Annotated in this window: 13 protein-coding genes; 4 read left to right on the top strand and 9 right to left on the bottom strand. The window is 70.8% G+C overall.

Going from position 1 to position 17,079, the window contains the following annotated elements:
* Positions 1 to 18 precede the first annotated feature (18 nt).
* Positions 19 to 1,029: a ParB/RepB/Spo0J family partition protein gene (locus tag KBX00_RS01810; RefSeq protein WP_210822515.1), complete on the top strand. Its 1,011-nt coding sequence runs from the start codon at positions 19 to 21 to the stop codon at positions 1,027 to 1,029.
* 1,393 nt (positions 1,030 to 2,422) lie between these two features.
* Entirely contained in the window at positions 2,423 to 3,241 is an 819-nt protein-coding gene (locus KBX00_RS01805; protein WP_301547216.1) for a hypothetical protein, read from the top strand.
* A 231-nt stretch (positions 3,242 to 3,472) separates the two neighbouring features.
* Here KBX00_RS01805 and KBX00_RS01800 read toward each other — a convergent pair whose 3' ends face one another.
* Both KBX00_RS01800 and KBX00_RS01795 read right to left on the bottom strand, forming a co-directional pair.
* Entirely contained in the window at positions 3,473 to 4,462 is a 990-nt protein-coding gene (locus KBX00_RS01800) for a D-alanine--D-alanine ligase (RefSeq protein ID WP_210822511.1), read from the bottom strand.
* An 8-nt stretch (positions 4,463 to 4,470) separates the two neighbouring features.
* Positions 4,471 to 5,784: a PLP-dependent aminotransferase family protein gene (locus KBX00_RS01795; protein WP_210822509.1), complete on the bottom strand. Its 1,314-nt coding sequence runs from the start codon at positions 5,782 to 5,784 to the stop codon at positions 4,471 to 4,473.
* A 343-nt stretch (positions 5,785 to 6,127) separates the two neighbouring features.
* Between KBX00_RS01795 and KBX00_RS01790 the strand changes: the two genes are divergently transcribed.
* Positions 6,128 to 6,793, top strand: a complete 666-nt coding sequence (locus KBX00_RS01790) for a GNAT family N-acetyltransferase (protein ID WP_210822508.1) — start codon at positions 6,128 to 6,130, stop codon at positions 6,791 to 6,793.
* A gap of 86 nt (positions 6,794 to 6,879) precedes the next feature.
* Here KBX00_RS01790 and KBX00_RS01785 read toward each other — a convergent pair whose 3' ends face one another.
* The 7 genes from KBX00_RS01785 to murJ form a co-directional block, all read right to left on the bottom strand.
* Positions 6,880 to 8,046 carry an N-acetylmuramoyl-L-alanine amidase gene (locus KBX00_RS01785; RefSeq protein ID WP_210822506.1) on the bottom strand — a complete coding sequence of 389 codons (1,167 nt, stop codon included), beginning with the start codon at positions 8,044 to 8,046 and terminating at the stop codon, positions 6,880 to 6,882.
* 206 nt (positions 8,047 to 8,252) lie between these two features.
* The gene (trxA, locus tag KBX00_RS01780) at positions 8,253 to 8,576 is read right to left on the bottom strand and encodes a thioredoxin (RefSeq protein ID WP_164448776.1); all 324 of its coding nucleotides are present in this window, start codon (positions 8,574 to 8,576) and stop codon (positions 8,253 to 8,255) included.
* 26 nt (positions 8,577 to 8,602) lie between these two features.
* Entirely contained in the window at positions 8,603 to 9,553 is a 951-nt protein-coding gene (gene trxB, locus KBX00_RS01775) for a thioredoxin-disulfide reductase (protein WP_210822504.1), read from the bottom strand.
* A 174-nt stretch (positions 9,554 to 9,727) separates the two neighbouring features.
* Complete coding sequence (locus tag KBX00_RS01770) at positions 9,728 to 10,837, bottom strand: hypothetical protein (RefSeq protein ID WP_210822501.1); 1,110 nt, start codon at positions 10,835 to 10,837, stop codon at positions 9,728 to 9,730.
* The gene (gene sigM, locus KBX00_RS01765) at positions 10,834 to 11,544 is read right to left on the bottom strand and encodes an RNA polymerase sigma factor SigM (RefSeq protein ID WP_301547139.1); all 711 of its coding nucleotides are present in this window, start codon (positions 11,542 to 11,544) and stop codon (positions 10,834 to 10,836) included. Before sigM ends, KBX00_RS01770 begins: the two co-directional genes overlap by 4 nt.
* A 64-nt stretch (positions 11,545 to 11,608) precedes the next feature.
* Entirely contained in the window at positions 11,609 to 13,213 is a 1,605-nt protein-coding gene (locus KBX00_RS01760) for a protein kinase family protein (RefSeq protein ID WP_210822497.1), read from the bottom strand.
* 441 nt (positions 13,214 to 13,654) lie between these two features.
* The gene (gene murJ, locus KBX00_RS01755) at positions 13,655 to 15,400 is read right to left on the bottom strand and encodes a murein biosynthesis integral membrane protein MurJ (protein ID WP_210822495.1); all 1,746 of its coding nucleotides are present in this window, start codon (positions 15,398 to 15,400) and stop codon (positions 13,655 to 13,657) included.
* 125 nt (positions 15,401 to 15,525) lie between these two features.
* On the opposite strand from murJ, the gene KBX00_RS01750 reads away from it, so the two are divergent.
* Positions 15,526 to 16,986 carry a CCA tRNA nucleotidyltransferase gene (locus KBX00_RS01750; protein ID WP_210822493.1) on the top strand — a complete coding sequence of 487 codons (1,461 nt, stop codon included), beginning with the start codon at positions 15,526 to 15,528 and terminating at the stop codon, positions 16,984 to 16,986.
* Positions 16,987 to 17,079 lie beyond the last annotated feature (93 nt).

The following is a 17,079-nucleotide window of genomic DNA, read 5'->3' as shown; positions in this document are numbered from 1 at the left end:
GGCGCTGGGAGGCGTGGCATGAAGAACCGTCCACGGGGCGGCCTGGGGCGGGGCCTGGGGGCGCTCATCCCGACCGGGCCGGCGCCGGACGCTGGCGCTGCCGTCGGCGCGTCGACGGCGGGAGTGAGCGGGTCGACGGCCGTGGTGACACCGGCCCCGCTGCCGGTTCCGTCCCCCACCATCGAGCCGGACGAGATGCTGAGCCCGGTGCCCGGTGCGCGCTTCGCGGAGATCCCGGTCGACTCGATCGTGCCCAACCCGAAGCAGCCTCGCCAGGTCTTCGACGAGGAGGCCCTGGAGGAGTTGAAGACCTCCATCCAGGAGGTCGGCTTTCTCCAGCCGATCGTGGTGCGGCAACTCGACGGCGAGAAGTTCGAGCTCGTCATGGGCGAGCGCCGGTGGCGAGCCGCCCAGGCGGTCGGCCGGGACAACATCCCGGCGATCGTGCGTGACACCCGGGACGACGCGATGCTGCGGGACGCGCTGCTGGAGAACATCCACCGCGCGAACCTCAACCCACTGGAGGAGGCGGCCGCCTACCAGCAGCTGTTGGAGGAGTTCGGGGCCACCCACGAGGAACTCGCGCGGCGCATCGGTCGCAGCCGGCCGCAGATCTCGAACACCATCCGGCTGATGAACCTGCCGGCGCCGGTACAGCGACGTGTCGCGGCAGGTGTCCTGTCCGCCGGGCACGCCCGGGCGCTGCTGAGCCTGGAGGATCCGGAGACCCAGGAACAGCTGGCGCTGCGGATCGTCGCCGAGGGCCTGTCGGTCCGAGCGACAGAGGAAATCGTCGCGCTCGCCCTCAACGACGGACCGGGCAAGAAGGAATCGGCGAAGCGTCGCCCGAAGCCACATGCGCCGGCGCTCACCGATCTCGCCGACCGCCTTTCCGACCGGTTCGACACCCGGGTGAAGGTGGACATCGGGCGGAGCAAGGGCAAGATCACGATCGAGTTCGCGACCGTCGACGACCTGGAGCGGATCGTCGGCATCATCGGAGTGGAGCGCGAAGACCCGGAAGACTGATCCACGGGACCGACCAGGCCGCCTCATCGTGTACGCGACGAGGCGGCCTGGTCGTCTCAGTGCCGGTCCGATGCCCATGAGCCGTCGGCAGCGTCCGGCACCGGTAGGCATCGACTTACGGCATGTCGGGCCCTTGGGCCGAAGCTACGGCACGACATACCGCAATCCGTGACCGGCAGTCGGGCGCGAGTGGCCACTAGGGCAACGGCTCGGGAGGGCGTTCCTCAGACGGGCAGACCCAACGGAAACTCCGGCAGGGGAGGCCGGGCCATGTTTCACGTGAAACACGATGGCGTTGGAGTCGCCGGAATCCTGCCCTTGAGTTCGGCTGGCCGGTGGCAGACGCTTGCCGGGTGGCGCTCCGTGCCGGCGAAGACAGCACGCACGCACATGCCGCTGTTCCGCGACCGATCAACCCGACTGGCAGCAGCGCACGGTTCGACCATCGCTGAGATCCACCCGCCGTCTGGCACTGCCCTAGGCGGCAGTCCGTCCACGCTCTGCTCATCGGTGTCTGGCGGCCATCACCCGGGGTGCGAGGAGTGTCGTCCCGCGCCACGCGGGATCCGGTCGGGTGACCACACCGGCCGGCACGACTGACGGTCGGGGGCGTCGATCGCCACACCGCTCGTCTACCGAGGAGGTGGCTCGGCCAGGCCGTGGGCGGGCTTGCGGGCGGGCGCCCGCTGTGGGGCTACTTCGTGTCGGCGAGATCAGGAGGTGGGCGATCCGGGCCGCCGGACCGGCCGGTCGTGAACGGGATGCCGCGCCAGGCGCCGCCGCCAGGTCGACCCGGTCGAGACGCCCGGCGGGCCGGGGCACTCGACCGTCGGGCGAGCCGTCGTTTCACGTGAAACGACGATCGGCCCGGGTGAGTGGGCCGCCGCCCGACCGAGCGTACGACAGGGTGACAGCCGACTACCCCGGTAGCGCTCGGCTGCTGAGTTATCCACACCGGTTGTCCACAGGCTCAAGCTGTTTCACGTGAAACGTAGCCCGAAACCCCTTGTCGTACCGGGACAGCGGTAGCGATGCGGCAACCCGGCAGCCTGTGGATAACTCTGGGGAGAACTATCCGGCGATCTGGTCCCCGCCGTTCGAGCCCGCCGAGGAGTCGAACCCGATTCGGGTAGGGACAGTGGTCCCAGACTCCGTTAGGGTCAGCGTCGTGCACGACACCCCTCCCTCAGTCCCGGACTTCACCCAGTGGCCGTCCTTCCCGTTCGAGGGCGACCTCCGGGTCAAGCCACTCGCCGATCCGGTCTCTGTCGAGCCACCTCGCAAGGGTGAGGCTCACCGAGAATGCACTGCCTGTCAGGCACCCGACGACGCCTACATCTGGGTCGGTGAACGATGGCGCGTGCGGGCCATGGACCGACCGACCGGGCTACCCATGGTCCTCATCCTGGAGTCTCGGTCGCACCTCGACCTCGGTGACCTACCGAACCTGCTCGCCGCCGAGTTGGGCGTGATGACGGTACGACTCGAACGGGCCATCCGGTCGCTGGACGGCGTGGCCCGCGTACACGTCAACCGGTGGGGCGACGGGTCCGCCCATCTCCACATGTGGTTCCTTGCCCGGCCGTACGGTCGGCTCCAGCTTCGGGGCACCTTCCTCTCGCTCTGGGACTCGATCCTGCCGCCGATATCCGAGGAGCAGTGGCGGGAGAACCTCGCGCTCGTTGCGGCCTGGCTGGCCGAGTTCGGTGGGCGGCCACTCGCCGAACCGCCGCGCATTCAATGGCAGGCACCGTCCAGTCTGGCGGCGCAGTCGGCCTCGCCCACCGAGACGAAGCCGGCAGAAGGGGGGTCGCTGCTGGACGCCATCGGCGAGACGGCTGAGCCGCCTGACGCTCCGGGAGTTGGTGTCAGCTCGGAGCCGCCGGACGCACCGATTCCGGTCCAGGAGAGCGGCTCGGTGCCGGATGAGCCGATCGACGCGGCACCGCAGCGAGAGACGAAAGCGGATGCGGCCGAGGCGGCAGGGCCCGAGCGAACGACGCAGCCGGCTTCCGAGGCGGCAGGCCCAGCATTGAAGAGTGAGAACGCCGACAACGCAGCACAGTCCGCGACCACCCCGGGCGCCGAAACCACCGCAGACGCCAGCAGCGCACACCGGGGGGAAGCGGTGGAGGCGGTCGAGGCCGAAGACACTCAGGCGGAGCGGACGGCGTCGTCCGGTAAGCCGGGCGCCAAGGACGGGCAGCGATAGGACCGCAGGGGCCGGGCCGCGCTGGTCAGCAAGGCCTACGCCGGCACAGCCGCCATCGTCACCCGGCCGGAGGAGCTGCCTCGTCTCCACGGCACTGCGACCGACCGGGTCTACCGTTGGACGCAGCACGCCCACCGATCGCTCTGATCCGTCTGAGGTCGGTGGGCCGCCGCCCAAAGGTGATCCCGTGGAATCGCGAGTTCGGTCGGCGGGTGTCGTGCCGGCTGGGGCTCAGCGGGCCGCGGCGCGGGCGACCAGGTTGCTGATCATGCCGCCGAAGTCGAGGCCGGCGGCCTGGACCGCGAGCGGCAACAGCGACGTCTCGGTCATGCCCGGCGAGACGTTGACCTCGAGTACGTGCGGCTGACCGGTCGAGTCGACGATCAGGTCGACCCGGCTGAGGTCACGCAGGCCGAGGGCGGTATGGGCGGCCAGGGCGACCTGAGCCACCGATTCGGCGACCGCAGGTTCCAGACGGGCCGGGGTGTGCCAGGTCGTCCGGCCCGCGGTGTAACGGGCTGCGTAGTCGTACACCCCGTTGCGGGGCACGATCTCCACTGCGGGTAGCGCCTGCGCTCCGTCGCCGAGGTCGACGACGGAGACGGCCACGTCCATGCCGGGAACGTACCGTTCGACGAGCGCCGTCGAGTCGTACGCGAAACAACCCACCATGGCAGCCGGCAGCGACGCCGCATCTCGGACCACGGCGGCGCCCAGGCCGGAACCGCCCTGGGCCGGCTTCACCATGAGCGGTAGCCCCAACCGGTCGACGATGCGGTCCAGCACGGCCACCGCGCCGAGTTCGCTGAACCGGTCGTGTGGCAGGGCGACCCAGTCGGGCGTGGCGATGCCGGCCTCCCGGAGCACGGCCTTGGCCGACGGCTTGTCCCAGGCGAGGCGGGAAGCCCGCGCGTCGCAGCCGACGTACGGCACACCGCACAGGTCCAGGACTCCGCGCAGCGACCCGTCCTCGCCGGTGGCGCCGTGCAGGGCGATCACCACGGCGTCGGGTGGATCAGCGACCAGGGCCGGTAGCAGGGCGACGTCGGCGTCGCGCAGTTCGGCCTGCATCCCGATGGCGCGTAGCGCGTCGAGCACCCGGCGGCCCGAGCGCAGCGACACGTCACGTTCGTACGACAGGCCACCGGCGAGCACGAGCACGTGGAGATCGGTGGTCTCGGGGCCCGACACGGCGGGTTCTTCGGCAGCGGTGACACCCATGCCGGGCATCATGCCAAGTCTGGTCCTGGCGCGTCCCAGCCGGTCCTGCCGCGCCGCGCGCCAGCCCCGCCCACCGCACCGAACACCCGCCGCATGGCGATGTCCTGCTCCATCACGCTGGCCAACCGGCGTACGCCCTCCCGGATCCGTTCCGGTGCCGGGAACGAGAAGTTGAGCCGCATGTGACCGTTGCCGCTGCCGTCGGCGTAGAAACCGGTGCCGGGCACGTAGGCGACCCGGGCGGCGATGGCCCGGGGCATCATCGCCTTCGAGTCCAGCCCGTCGGGCAGCGTGGCCCAGACGAACAGCCCACCGCCGGGTACGGTCCAGCGGGTGCCGGCCGGCATCAGGTCCCCAAGTGCGGTGAGCATCGCGTCCCGCCGCTCCCGGTAGACCTCCCGGTAGACCTTCAGCTGCTCACGCCAGGGCATGGTGCCGAGGTACGTGCTGACGGCGGCCTGCGCGTACGCGCTGGGGCAGAGAATCTGCGCCTCGCTGGCGATCACCAGCTTGTCGCGCACCGCATGCGGCGCGAGGATCCAGCCGACCCGCAGCCCCGGCGCGAACGTCTTGGAGAAGGTGCTGAGGTAGAAGACCCCGTCCCGCCGCCGCGCCCGCAGCGGCGCGGGCGCCTCGCTCTCGAAGCCCAACTGGCCGTACGGGTCGTCCTCGACCACCAGCAGCCCGGCGCGCTCGCAGATGTCGAGGACCTGTTCCCGTCGCTGCTCGGTGAGCGTCACACCGGTCGGGTTCTGGAAGGTGGGAATCGTGTAGAGGAACTTCACCCGGCGTCCGGCCCGGGCCTGCTCCGCGATGGCGAGCTCAAGTGCGGCCGGGATCAGCCCGTCGTCATCCATCGGCACGTGCACGACCTGCGCCTGGGCGGCCTGGAACACCCCGAGTGCGCCGACGTAGGTCGGCCCCTCGGCGAGCACCACGTCACCCGGGTCCAGGAAGAGGCGGGCCACCAGGTCGAGCGCCTGCTGCCCACCCACGGTCACCACCACGTCCTCCGGGGAGGCACCGCAGGCGGCGTCGATGCCGGACAGGGCCATCACCTCGCAGATCCGCTCGCGCAGCTCCAGGGTGCCCTGACCGATGCCGTACTGCAGGGTGGTGCTGCCGTGCTCGGCGCCGAGCCGGCCGAGCATCTCGCCGACGGCATCCAGCGGCAGCGCGGCGATGTACGGCGCGCCACCGGCAAGGGAGACGACCTCCGGTCGGCTGGCGACCGCGAACAGGGCTCTGATCTCCGACGCCGTCATGCCCCGGACCCGGCGGGCGTACCGGTCGGTGTAGTCGTCGAGTGTCGTGCCGGTCATCACATCACCCCGATGGCTGCTCGGACGGCTCCGATCCCGGATACCCAGGACACCGGCGACCATGGCGTACGGCGCGCCGGATGTCGATCGTAGCCGCCTTGGACACCCCTACGCGCCCCTGATTATTCGTGCGTCCAGATGGCGGACCCGGAGCCGGCATCCCTGAGGTGGACGTTCATGCTTACTCTCCCCTGCCGGCGGGCGGCGGCGTACGATCGCTCGTCGGGGGCAGGAACACGGCGGTGCCACTCGGGCCGCTGGGGCGGCGGTGCCACTGGGGCCGCCGCGGCGGCGGTGCCGTCCGGGCCAGTCCCACCTCCGAGCCTAGTGTGGGGAAGCGCCAATGTCGCGACGTCTGGTCAGCCTGACCCTGGACACCCTGGAGGACCTGCCCCGGCCCTGCCGCCAATGTGTGTACTGGGAGCTTGATCCGGTTTCCGCGGACCGCGCCTGCGCCGCCGGCGACCCTGGGCTGGAGAAGGAGGCCTGGGTCTCGCAGACGCTGCTCGAATGGGGTTCCTGCGGCAAGCTGATCTACGTCGACGGGATGCCAGCCGGGTTCGTCATGTACGCCCCGCCGGCCTACGTGCCCCGGTCGATGGCCTTCCCGACGTCCCCGGTCTCCGCCGACGCGGCGCTGCTGATGACCGCGAACGTGGTGCCTGCTTTCGCTGGCGGCGGCCTCGGCCGGATGCTGGTGCAGGGGGTGGCCCGCGATCTGACCAAGCGGGGGATCAAGGCCATCGAGGCGTTCGGCGATGCGAAGTTCGGTGACTCCGCCGATCCGGGCGGAGCGTGCGTGGCCCCCGCCGACTTCTTCCTCTCGGTGGGCTTCAAGACGGTTCGCCCGCATCCGCGGTTCCCGCGGCTACGGCTGGAACTGCGCACGGCGTTGAGCTGGAAGTCCGACGTCGAGTACGCGCTGGAGAAGCTGCTCGGCTCGATGAGCCCGGAGACGTTGCTGCGTCCGGTCCGACCGACACCGGCCACCCGCTCCACGATCGGCTGACCGCGCCCTGACGCCTGACCGGCCGACGTCCGGCGTCGGCGGCCCCAGCCGCAGCCGGCCTTCCTTGTCCAGTCCGGCGGAGCCGCTCAGTCCACCACGGTGCCGGCGGCGACCGCGGCCCGCAGCTCGCTGACGTCGATCGAGCCGGTCGGCACGTCGCGTTCGATCGGCAGGTACATCCGCTGCACCGCAGCCACCATCGCCTCGACGAGCGTGTCCCGGAACCGGGGAGCGATCAGCCGTTCCAGGTCCGTCGGCGAGGTGAGGTAGCCGACCTCGACGCGGACCGCCGGCATCCGGGTGATCCGGAGCAGGTCCCATGCCTTGGCGTGGGTACGGCAGTCCCGCAGCCCGGTACGCGCCACGATCTCCCGCTGGACCAGCCCGGCCAGCCGTTCACCGGTCGCCGAGGTGACCCCGTTGTCGGTGCCGTAGTGGTACGTGGCGACGCCCTCGGCCATCGGGTTGGCATGGCCGTCGGTGTGCAGCGAGATGAACACGTCGGCGCCGAGCGAGTTGGCCAGCTGCGCCCGGTCGATGTCGGGCAGGCAGGTCTCCGGCGACGGTCCCCGGGTGAGTTGCACCCGTACCCCCGACGCGGCGAGGCGTCCCTCCAGCCGGCTGGCCAGATCGTGCATCAGGTCCGCCTCGGTCCAGCGCAGCGGGCCGTCCGCCACCACCACACCCGGGTCGGTTCCGCCATGGCCCGGGTCGATCACCACTGTCCGACCGACCAGGGTCGGGCCGGACTGCCGGATGGCGTCGGACTCGCGCAACCACTGCGGCCGGCCGCCGACCACCTTGCGCCCCAGCCGGCGCAGGGCGCCCATCGTGTGCGGGCCGCAGGTGCCGTCCGGGACGAGTCCCACCTCACGCTGGAACTGGGCCACCGCCCGCGAGGTGCGGATGCCGTAGATGGCGTCGGCCCCGCCGGTGTCGTACCCCATCTCCAGCAGCCGTTCCTGGAGCGACCGGACATCCTCGCCGGTCAGCGGCACCGGCACCGCGTGGTAGAGGGTGCGGGCGCCCAGCCGCCAGCGAGCGGCGTCGAGGGCCCGCCAGGTCTCGGCGCCGACCCGGCCGTCGACGCTGAGCCCCCGCGACTGCTGGAACGCGCGGACCGCCCGTTCGGTCGCCGGGTCGAACTCGTCGCTGTGCGGGCCGGTCGCCTTTGACAGCAGGTCGAGACCGGTCAACACGGCACGGATCTCGATCACTGCGGGTCCCCGGTCACCGGGACGGATCGGACGCACGCACGACCCCCTCTGCACGGTCGGTGGCTGCCGGACCCCGCCGACGGGTGGCTGCCGCGGGCGGGGACCAGGTGCTCACCGGCGTCCGGCGGCCCCGGTTCGAGGTTATGCGCTGGGCGATCCGCTGGGGTGGCGGGCGGCCAAAAACGCGTCGACCCCGTGCCGGTGGGCCCGGCACGGGGTCGACGGCGACGTCGTCGCTGGGGTCAGAGCGCCGATTCGATCAGCTTGACCAGTTCGCCCTTGGGCTTGGCACCGGCGATCGACTGCACCGGCTCACCGTTCTTGAACACGGTGAGGGTCGGCACCGACATCACCCGGTACGTCCGGGCGGTCTCCGGGTTCTCGTCGATGTTGAGCTTGACGATGCTGACCTGGTCGCCCATCTCACCGGCGATCTCCTCCAGCAGCGGCGACACCTTGCGGCACGGCCCACACCACTCGGCCCAGAAATCCACCAGGACCGGCTTGTCGGACTTCAGCACGTCTGCGGCGAAGCTTGCGTCGGTGACCGACTTGGTTGCTCCCACTTTGACCCTCCTCCTGCGTTGTGTCTTCAGCCCTTGGGCAGCGTGGCGATGAAGCGTTCCGCGTCCAGGGCGGCCGCGCAGCCGGTCCCGGCCGCGGTGATCGCCTGCCGGTACGTGTGGTCGACCAGGTCACCGGCGGCGAAGACGCCAGGGATGCTGGTCCGGGTGCTGGGGGCCTGCACCTTCACGTACCCCTCGTCGTCCATCTCCACCTGTCCCCGGAACAGCTCGCTGCGCGGGTCGTGGCCGATCGCCACGAACACGCCGGTGACGTCGAGCACCTTGGCCTCGCCGGTGTGGACGTTGCGCACCCGTACGCCGGAAACCTTGCCGTCCGCGCCGAGCACCTCCTCCACCACGGTGTTCCACTCGACCTTGATCTTGTCGTTGCTCAGTGCCCGCTCCGCCATGATCTTGCTCGCCCGGAACGAGTCCCGGCGGTGCAGGATCGTCACCGAGTCGGCGAAGCGGGTCAGGAAGCTGGCCTCCTCCATCGCCGAGTCGCCACCACCGACGACCACGATGTGCTGGTTGCGGAAGAAGAAACCGTCACAGGTGGCGCAGGAGGAGACGCCGTGGCCCAGGTACTCCTGCTCGCCGGGTACGCCGAGCGGGCGCCAGGCGGAACCCGTGGCGAGGATCACGGCCCGGGCACGGTACGCGGTCTCGCCGACCCAGACGGTGCTCAGCGCGCCGGGGTGACCGGTGTCGGTCAGCTCGACCCGGGTGACGTCGTCGGTCAGGAACTCGGCGCCGAACCGCTCGGCCTGCTTACGCATGTTGTCCATCAGCTCGGGGCCGAGGATGCCGTCGGCGAAACCGGGGAAGTTCTCCACCTCGGTGGTGGTCATCAGCGCGCCGCCGGACTGCACGCCCTCGATCACCAGTGGCTTGAGGTTGGCACGCGCCGCGTAGACCGCCGCCGTGTAACCGGCCGGCCCGGAGCCGATGATGACCAGGTTGCGGACCTCGTCCACTGCCGTCTCCCAATCGTGTTGACTGTCGTCACCGGCGTACCCGCCGATGCCGATCCGAGTGCCGACGCGGCGGCAACTGATGTGCAGAACGTCATCGTACGAAGCGGGAATTCCCGAGTCGGCCACCCGGTGGGTCAGGTCACGTGGACGGTCAAAAGTCCAGCGACCGCAGGATCACCCTACCCGCGTACGGTAACGCGCGTCCGAGCCGGACCCAGGCACCCCGCACTCCGGGCCGCTGACCCACGCCCAGTTCGTGCCGGATGCATCGGTGAACCGGAGGACCAGCGCCGGCAGCCCCTGGAAGCGGGCGTAGTCGATGAACTCGAAGACCAGCGGTCCGCCGCCGTGTTCCGCACCGATCTCGGCGAGGCAGGCGCTCAGCGCCGTCTGGTCGCCGAGCCGGGCCAGATCGCCCGGGCCGGCCAGACGCTCCTGGTTCTCCGCACCGAGTCCCGGATCACCACTGCTGGAGAACTGCCGGACGCTCGACATCGGGCGGGCCAGCGACTCCGGCGTGTAGTCGGTGTCGCTGCGCTGCGGGGGGTCGACGACCCGGTACGCAGCACCGCTCGCCGCGGCGGCGCGTTCGGGCGCCGACTTCGTGTCGGGCTGCCCCCCGGAGCCCGGTGGGAACGCGTGCGGCACTGCGGGACTGACGACCGGGTCGTTCAGGGCGGTGTCGGTGGCGACATCGCCCCCCCTGCCGGGCTGGAACAGTTGAAGCGCACCCAGACCGACCACGGCGGCGGTGGCGAGGGCAACCGGCCCGGCAACCCGCGCCCAGCGGCGACGTCGCGACCCCGGCCGTGACGACGAGGTCCGATCCTGCCCCGGTCGCAGCGGCCCACCGGGTCGCCGGGGACCACCCAGCGGCTGGGTCGGTACGACCGTCACCTTCCCGCCGGTCGGCGTCAGGCCGGGCTCGTCGACGGCGGCAATCCCGTCGCCGGTGGCCGCTGGCGCCTGCTCCGAGTGCTCGGCAGCCGCTGTCGTCGGCGCGACCTCGGCGGTAGGTGCGGTGAGCGGATCGGCAGCGGCGAGAGCAGCGCTGATCCGGTCGGTGACCTCCGGCGGAAGCTCAAGCGTCGGCTCACCCAACCCGGCCAGCTCGGCCCGGACGCTGTCCATGGCCGGGGCCAGACGAGCGTGGGCGCGGGCCCACGCCGGGTCCTGCGCCACCCGTCGGGCGATCTCGGCGTGCTCGGGGGTGCCGTCCAGTGCGCCGCCGAGGTAGTCGGCGAGCAGGTCGTGATCGACCGCGCTGAACTCCCCGGCGCTCACGCTTCCTCCTGCTGGTTGGCGGTCGGTCGGGACCGCCCCGACCCCGATCGGACGCCCGACGGCTCCTTCGGGTTCCCGCCGGTGACGTCCGGCACGTCCGCGCGGGAAGCGCTCGCCGGCCCGGCGCCCGGCCGCAGGTGGCCGAGCGTGACCGCGAGCCGGGCACGGCCCCGGGCGCAGCGACTCTTGACCGTCCCTTCGGCGACACCGAGGATCCGCGCGACCTCGGCGACCGGGTAGCCCTGCACGTCCACCAGCACGAGGGCGGCCCGCTGCTCCAGTGGCAACGCGGCCAGGGCGTCCCGGACGACCATCGCCGTATCGTGGTCGCGTTCCGGTGCGGCCGGCTCCACGCCGCCGGTGGCCGGACCGTTCTCGGGGCCGTGCACTCCGTCGGGTAACGGCACCGTCGGGTGAGCCCGCCGTCGGCGGATCCGGTCGAGGCAGGCGTTTACCACGATCCGGTGCAACCAGGTGGTGACCGCCGAGTCACCCCGGAACCGGCCGGCCGCGCGATGGGCGGACAGCAGCGCGTCCTGGAGGGCGTCCGCGGCCTCCTCACGGTCGCCGAGCGTACGCAGGGCGACCGCCCAGAGCCGGTCCCGGTGCCGGCGGAACAACTCGCCGAAGGCGTCCCGGTTCCCGGCGACATGGGCGCGCAGCAGATCGAGATCGCTCACCGTGCCGTCCACGGAAGCGGCGCCCATGTGGTCGCCTCCGGCGTCGCGTACCTCCATCACCCGACCCGGTGGCTGCCGCCGTGCTGGTGTCTCATGACCCCTGGACCGTGATCTCCTGGACGCCGACCTTGAAGCCGTTGCCGCCGGACGGCAGATCGGTGATCCAGAACAACAGGTAGCGGTACTTCTTGTCGGCGTCGAAGCCGTCAAAGGTCATCGTGGTGCCGTCGTGCTCCTCGAAGGGCTGCCCGATCCGGTTCTTGTCCTTCAGGTAGTCGGTGACGATCTTTTCGTCGCCGGCATCGGAGGAGGGTGCGTCGGTGGTGCCGGTGAGCAGTTCTGCCGAGGCTCCGGTGCTGGAGAGGTTGACCTGCACCGACTTGACGGTCCGCTCGGCGCCGAGGTCGATCCAGACGCCCATGCCCCGCTTGAAGTTGCCGAAATTGCTGCTCGGGTAGGTCTCGGTCGACCAGCCGTCGTCCTGGTTGCCGTCGAAGACCTTCTCGGCGTCGCGGACCTCACTGCGGTTGCGGCTGTCGGGATCGATGATCCGGGCACCGCTGATCTGGAGGTTCTGTGCCGCGGGCGGTGCCGGCTCCGAACTCACCGGCGCGCTGGAGGTCGGCGCGGCGACGGGGTTGGTCTGCGGATCTTCGCCGTCGTCGCCGAGCGTGCTGATCCCGATGAGCAGCCCGATCAGTGCCACCGCCAGCAGCCCGGCGATGCCCAGGGCGACCTTGCGCCCGCCGGCCGCGGCCAACGGTGACGGCTCCTCGCCGGTCTCGCCGGCGAACCGCAGCGGGCCACTGTTGTCGAGGTAATCGTCATCCGGCACGTCGAGCCGGGCCAACTCGGCCGTCAGCACGTCCGACGGGGGCGGGGCGATCTCGGCGTCGAGCAGATCCATGGTCAGGTCGTCCAGGTAGGCCGGCACACCGGCCCGCACCTGACGGGGCGCCGCGACCGCACCGTTGGCATCGCGTACCGCGTCGGGAATCGCCGCCCGTCCGTGCCCGGCGGTGGCACCGCGCAGCGGCACCTCGGCGTGCGGCCAGTAGCCGGTCATCGCGAAGTAGAGGATGCCGCCGACGGCCCGGACGTCACTCTCCTGGCTGTCGTCACCGTCGGTACGGGCGTCCGCCAGCACCACCCGGCCGTCATCGCTGATCATCACCGTGCCCGGATGCACGTTGCCGTGCACCATGCCGGTGGCGTGCACGGCGGCCAGGGCGCTGGCGACGGAGTTACCGACGGCGGTCGCGCGGGCGGCGTCCAACGGCCCACCCGCGACAAGGTCCCGCAGCGACTGACCGTCGACCCACTCGCGCACCACGTAGGCCCGCTCGGCTTCGTCGATGGCGTCGTACACCCCGACGAGGTTGGGGTGTACGACCCGGCTGGCGGCGACCGCGGCCTGAAGCATCTCGGTGGCGGACTCGCCGCCCGGGTAGCGCATGACGACCGCGACGGGCCGGCGCAGCACGACGTCGACCCCGCGCCAGACCAGCCGGCCGGCGCTGTCGTTGTTGATGTGCTCGACCAGTTCGTAACGTTCGGCGAGGATCTCACCGGCCGTCGGAGCACCGAAGGTCATGACCGGCGGAGTGGTCTCGTCCGCGTCCTGACCCTCGCCGACCTGGGTCACCCGTCCTCCCTCGGTGATCGTGTCGATCGATGGACCCGCGCTGCTGGGCATCTGCTTCCCGCTCCGGCTTCGTCTGGTACCGGCCGGCCGGTCGCAGCAGGGTGCTGCGTGCCGGTGTCTGCCGTACCCGTCGAGTGCGACCTTACCCGGGATGGCCCGGTCCCCGACATGTCATCTTCCCGCCGTCCGGTGGCGGCGAGGTCAGCGGTCGGCGGACTCGTCCCGTTAGCACCGTTGTCGGCCCCGTTGCTGGTACATGTACCAGCCAATCTAGAGGTTGACCACAACCGGCTCCGGCCGGGGCGGAACCGGTCGCATCGGCGAGTTCGGCAGCGCGAGATTCCCCGTCAAACGGGCGGGCATACTCGGCCGTCCGGTTGGTTATCCACAGGCTGATCCGTCAGTTGAGCGGCGGCGCGCGGAGTTATCCACAGGTACATCCCCAGCCTGGTGATCGTTGGTCACGCTGGGTGCACACCGGGCCGGGTGGGGTCAGCGGCCGAGCCGGCGGCGGACCATGCCGACCACCTCGGTGATCTCGGAAATCCGCAGCACGGTCGCCAGGCCGAGGTAGGTACCGCCGATCACCGCGCCACCGACGAGCAGCTGCACCATCGCCTCCAACCAGGTCGGCGTGTCGCCGCCGGGCAGGAGAACGACCACCAGCAGCCCGACCAGCGCCGCACCGACCGCGGCGACGGTCACCCGGCCGAGGGTACGCAGGATCGCGCCCAGCCCGATCTGACCCACCCGGGGGCGCAGCAGCCAGGCCGAGGCGATGGCGGCGGCCAGGTAGGAGACCGTGTTGCCGATCATCATCCCGGCTCCCGTGAAGCTCGGCGAGAAGATCAGGAAGAGCGCGATCTGCACCCCGACCCGCAGCGCCACCACCGGAATGTTGATCAGTGCCGGCATCCGGGTGTCCGGCAGCGCGTAGAAGGCGAAGGTGAACAGCTGACTGATCGCGAACGGGACCAGCCCGATCGCGGCGACCAGCAGCACGGTCGACGTGGCTACCGCGTTGTCGGCGCTGAAGGCCCCGTAGCGGAAGACCACCACCGAGATCGGGGTGGCCAACACGGCGTAGCAGACCGCGATCGGGGCGAGCACCGCGCTGACGGTCCGCGTACCCCGGCTCAGGTCACTTGTGAAGTCGTGGAATCGACCGTCTGCGGCGGCGGCGCTCATCCGGGGCATCAGCGCCGTGATGATCGAGACAGCGATGATGCCGTGCGCCATCATCAGCAGCAGGAAGACGTTGTTGTAGATCAGCAGGCCGGCGTTGTCCTCGCCCGCCGCTCGGGTCAGCAGGTTGACGACCACGAAGAGGCCGAGCTGGTTGACCGCCACGTAGCAGAACATCCAGCCGCCGAGTCGGGCCAGTTCACGCAGCCCGAGTTCCCGGAAGTCGAACCGCAGCTTCCACCGGAAGCCGACCTTGCGCAGTGCCGGCAGCAGACCGGCGGCCTGCACCGCGACGCCGAGCAGCGTCCCCCCACCGATCAGGAGGACCTGGTTCAGTCCCACGTCGGCGGGCTGCCGGGCCTGGGCGCCGAAGACCACGATGTACGTGCCGAAGGTGGCGATGGCGACCAGATTGTTCAGAATGGGCGCCCACATCGGCGCCGCGAAGTGGCCCCGGGTGTTCAGGATGGCTGCGATGAGTGCGCTGATGCCGGTGAAGAAGAGCATCGGCAGCATCAGGTACGACAGCCGGGTGACCAGGTCCGTGTACTCGGAGTCCTTGCCGCTGGCGTAGAGGCTGGTGAGCACTGACGCACCGCTCACCGCGATCAGCACGGTCACCGCGAGCGCGACCACCGCCAGGGTCAACAGCCGCTGCGCGTACGCCTGGCCCCGGTCGGAGTCCAGCTTGCTCCGGCGGACCAGCACCGGAATGAGCACGCTGGTCAGGATGCCGCCGAGCAGGAACTCGTACACCTGCTGCGGCAGGAACATGGCGGTGGTGAAGACGTTGCCGATCAGGTTGCCGAGGGCCGCGCCGATCATGAGGTTGCGGAGGAAACCCGTACCCCGGCTGACCAGGCTGCCGATCGCCATGATCGCGCTGTTCGCGGCGACGCTGCTCTCCGCCACCTGCTCCTGGGGCGGCGCGACGGCCTCGGCCGCCGGCTGGTTCAACGGTTCGGCGGAGATGAACGTGGCTCCGTCACCGGGCCAGCCGCCGGGCGCGCCGCCCTGCTGGGCGTTCGCGCTGCGGTAGAGCCCGCCGCTCATCTGTGCCTCCATGGGGTACGCCGGAGCCGGCACCGGCCCGCACGCCACAGACCTTAGTCAACCGTCGACCGTTACCCGCGCCCGGCGGAGGAGATGCCGGCCAGGACCGATAGGCTGCGGATCCGATGTCCGAAGCCGCCGCATCCCACGCCACCGACCGCCGCGATCTCACCGCCGCGCAGCGCAACGCCGTCGCCGAACTGCTCCGGGTATCCCCGGTGGCCGACGAGTTGGGCCGCCGATTCGCCGCCGCCGGTCACGAACTGCACCTCGTAGGTGGTTCGGTACGCGACGCCCTACTCGGCCGGCTCGGTGAGGATCTCGACTTCTGCACCGACGCGCACCCGGACCAGACGCTCGACGTGGTGCGGGGCTGGGCCGAGGCGATCTGGGAGACCGGGCGCGAGTTCGGCACCATCGGCTGCCAGCACGGTGGCCTGCGACTGGAGATCACCACTTTTCGCGCCGAGTCGTACGACCAGGTCAGTCGCAACCCGGTGGTCGCGTACGGCACCAGCCTGGCGGAAGACCTGCGCCGGCGGGACTTCACCGTCAACGCGATGGCGGTGAGCGTCCCGGAGCACCGGTTCACCGACCCGTACGGCGGGCTGGCCGACCTGGCCGCGAAGATCGTGCGTACCCCGGGTACGCCTGCCGAGTCGTTCGGCGACGACCCACTGCGCATGCTGCGGGCCGCCCGTTTCGCCGCGCAGTTGCGCTTCGCGGTCCACCCGGACGTGCGGGCGGCGATGACCAGGATGGCGACCGATCTGGACCGGATCACCGCCGAGCGGATCCGCGACGAGTTCACCAAGCTGCTCTGTGGCGCGGACCCGATCGCCGGCCTGCGGCTGCTCGTCGACACCGGGCTGGCCGAGCGCTTCCTGCCCGAGTTGGCCGGGCTCAAGTTGGAGATCGACGAGCACGCCCAACACAAGGACGTCTACGAGCACACCCTCACGGTGGTCAGCAACGCCGTCTCGTACGAGGCGGACGGACCGGACTTCATCCTCCGGATGGCCGCGCTGATGCACGACGTGGGCAAGCCGGCGACGAAGGCGATCGGCCCGGACGGACGGGTCAGCTTCCACCACCACGAGGTCGTCGGCGCCCGGTTGACGAAGGCGCGGATGAAGGCGCTGCGCTACCCCAAGGACGTCACCACGAAGGTGACCACTCTGGTCGGGCTGCACCTGCGCTTCTACGGGTACGGCCGGGGCGAATGGACGGATTCGGCGGTGCGCCGCTACGTCACCGACGCCGGTGACCTGCTGCCCCGGCTGCACAAGCTGACCCGCTCGGACTGCACGACCCGCAACCGGCGGAAGGCGGCCCAGCTGGCGGCGGACTACGACGCGTTGGAGGAGCGGATCACCCGGATCGCCGCCGAGGAGGATCTCGCCCGGGTCCGGCCCGACCTCGACGGAAACGCGATCATGGAGCTGTTGGGTGTGCCGCCCGGACCGGTGGTGGGACGCGCCTGGAAGCACCTGAAGGACCTGCGGCTGGAGCATGGGCCGCTGGATCGCGACACGGCCGAGGCGGAGTTGCTGCGCTGGGCCCGCGACGAGGGCATCCGCGACTGATCAGCCGCGCTGGGTGTGCCCGGCTGGCGCCCGAGGTCCACCGTGGCCCGTCCCACGGCGACGGCCGTACGTCGAAACGCTCACGTCTCGACC

Origin of the sequence: Micromonospora sp. C95, from assembly GCF_018070465.1 — a bacterium.
In the GTDB taxonomy this organism is placed as follows: Bacteria; Actinomycetota; Actinomycetes; order Mycobacteriales; family Micromonosporaceae; genus Micromonospora.
Note: the sequence above shows the minus strand (reverse complement) of the source record. Positions and strands in the feature narration are given on the sequence as shown.

Excerpts from the sequence above, each read along its gene's own strand:
- murJ (WP_210822495.1), bottom strand. The coding sequence starts at position 15,400 with ATGAGCGGCGGGCTCTACCGCAGCGCGAACGCCCAGCAGGGCGGCGCG.
- KBX00_RS01800 (WP_210822511.1), bottom strand. The coding sequence starts at position 4,462 with ATGGGTGTCACCGCTGCCGAAGAACCCGCCGTGTCGGGCCCCGAGACC.
- KBX00_RS01750 (WP_210822493.1), top strand. The coding sequence starts at position 15,526 with ATGTCCGAAGCCGCCGCATCCCACGCCACCGACCGCCGCGATCTCACC.
- KBX00_RS01795 (WP_210822509.1), bottom strand. The coding sequence starts at position 5,784 with ATGACCGGCACGACACTCGACGACTACACCGACCGGTACGCCCGCCGG.
- sigM (WP_301547139.1), bottom strand. The coding sequence starts at position 11,544 with ATGGGCGCCGCTTCCGTGGACGGCACGGTGAGCGATCTCGATCTGCTG.
- KBX00_RS01810 (WP_210822515.1), top strand. The coding sequence starts at position 19 with ATGAAGAACCGTCCACGGGGCGGCCTGGGGCGGGGCCTGGGGGCGCTC.
- KBX00_RS01805 (WP_301547216.1), top strand. The coding sequence starts at position 2,423 with ATGGTCCTCATCCTGGAGTCTCGGTCGCACCTCGACCTCGGTGACCTA.
- KBX00_RS01790 (WP_210822508.1), top strand. The coding sequence starts at position 6,128 with ATGTCGCGACGTCTGGTCAGCCTGACCCTGGACACCCTGGAGGACCTG.
- KBX00_RS01760 (WP_210822497.1), bottom strand. The coding sequence starts at position 13,213 with ATGCCCAGCAGCGCGGGTCCATCGATCGACACGATCACCGAGGGAGGA.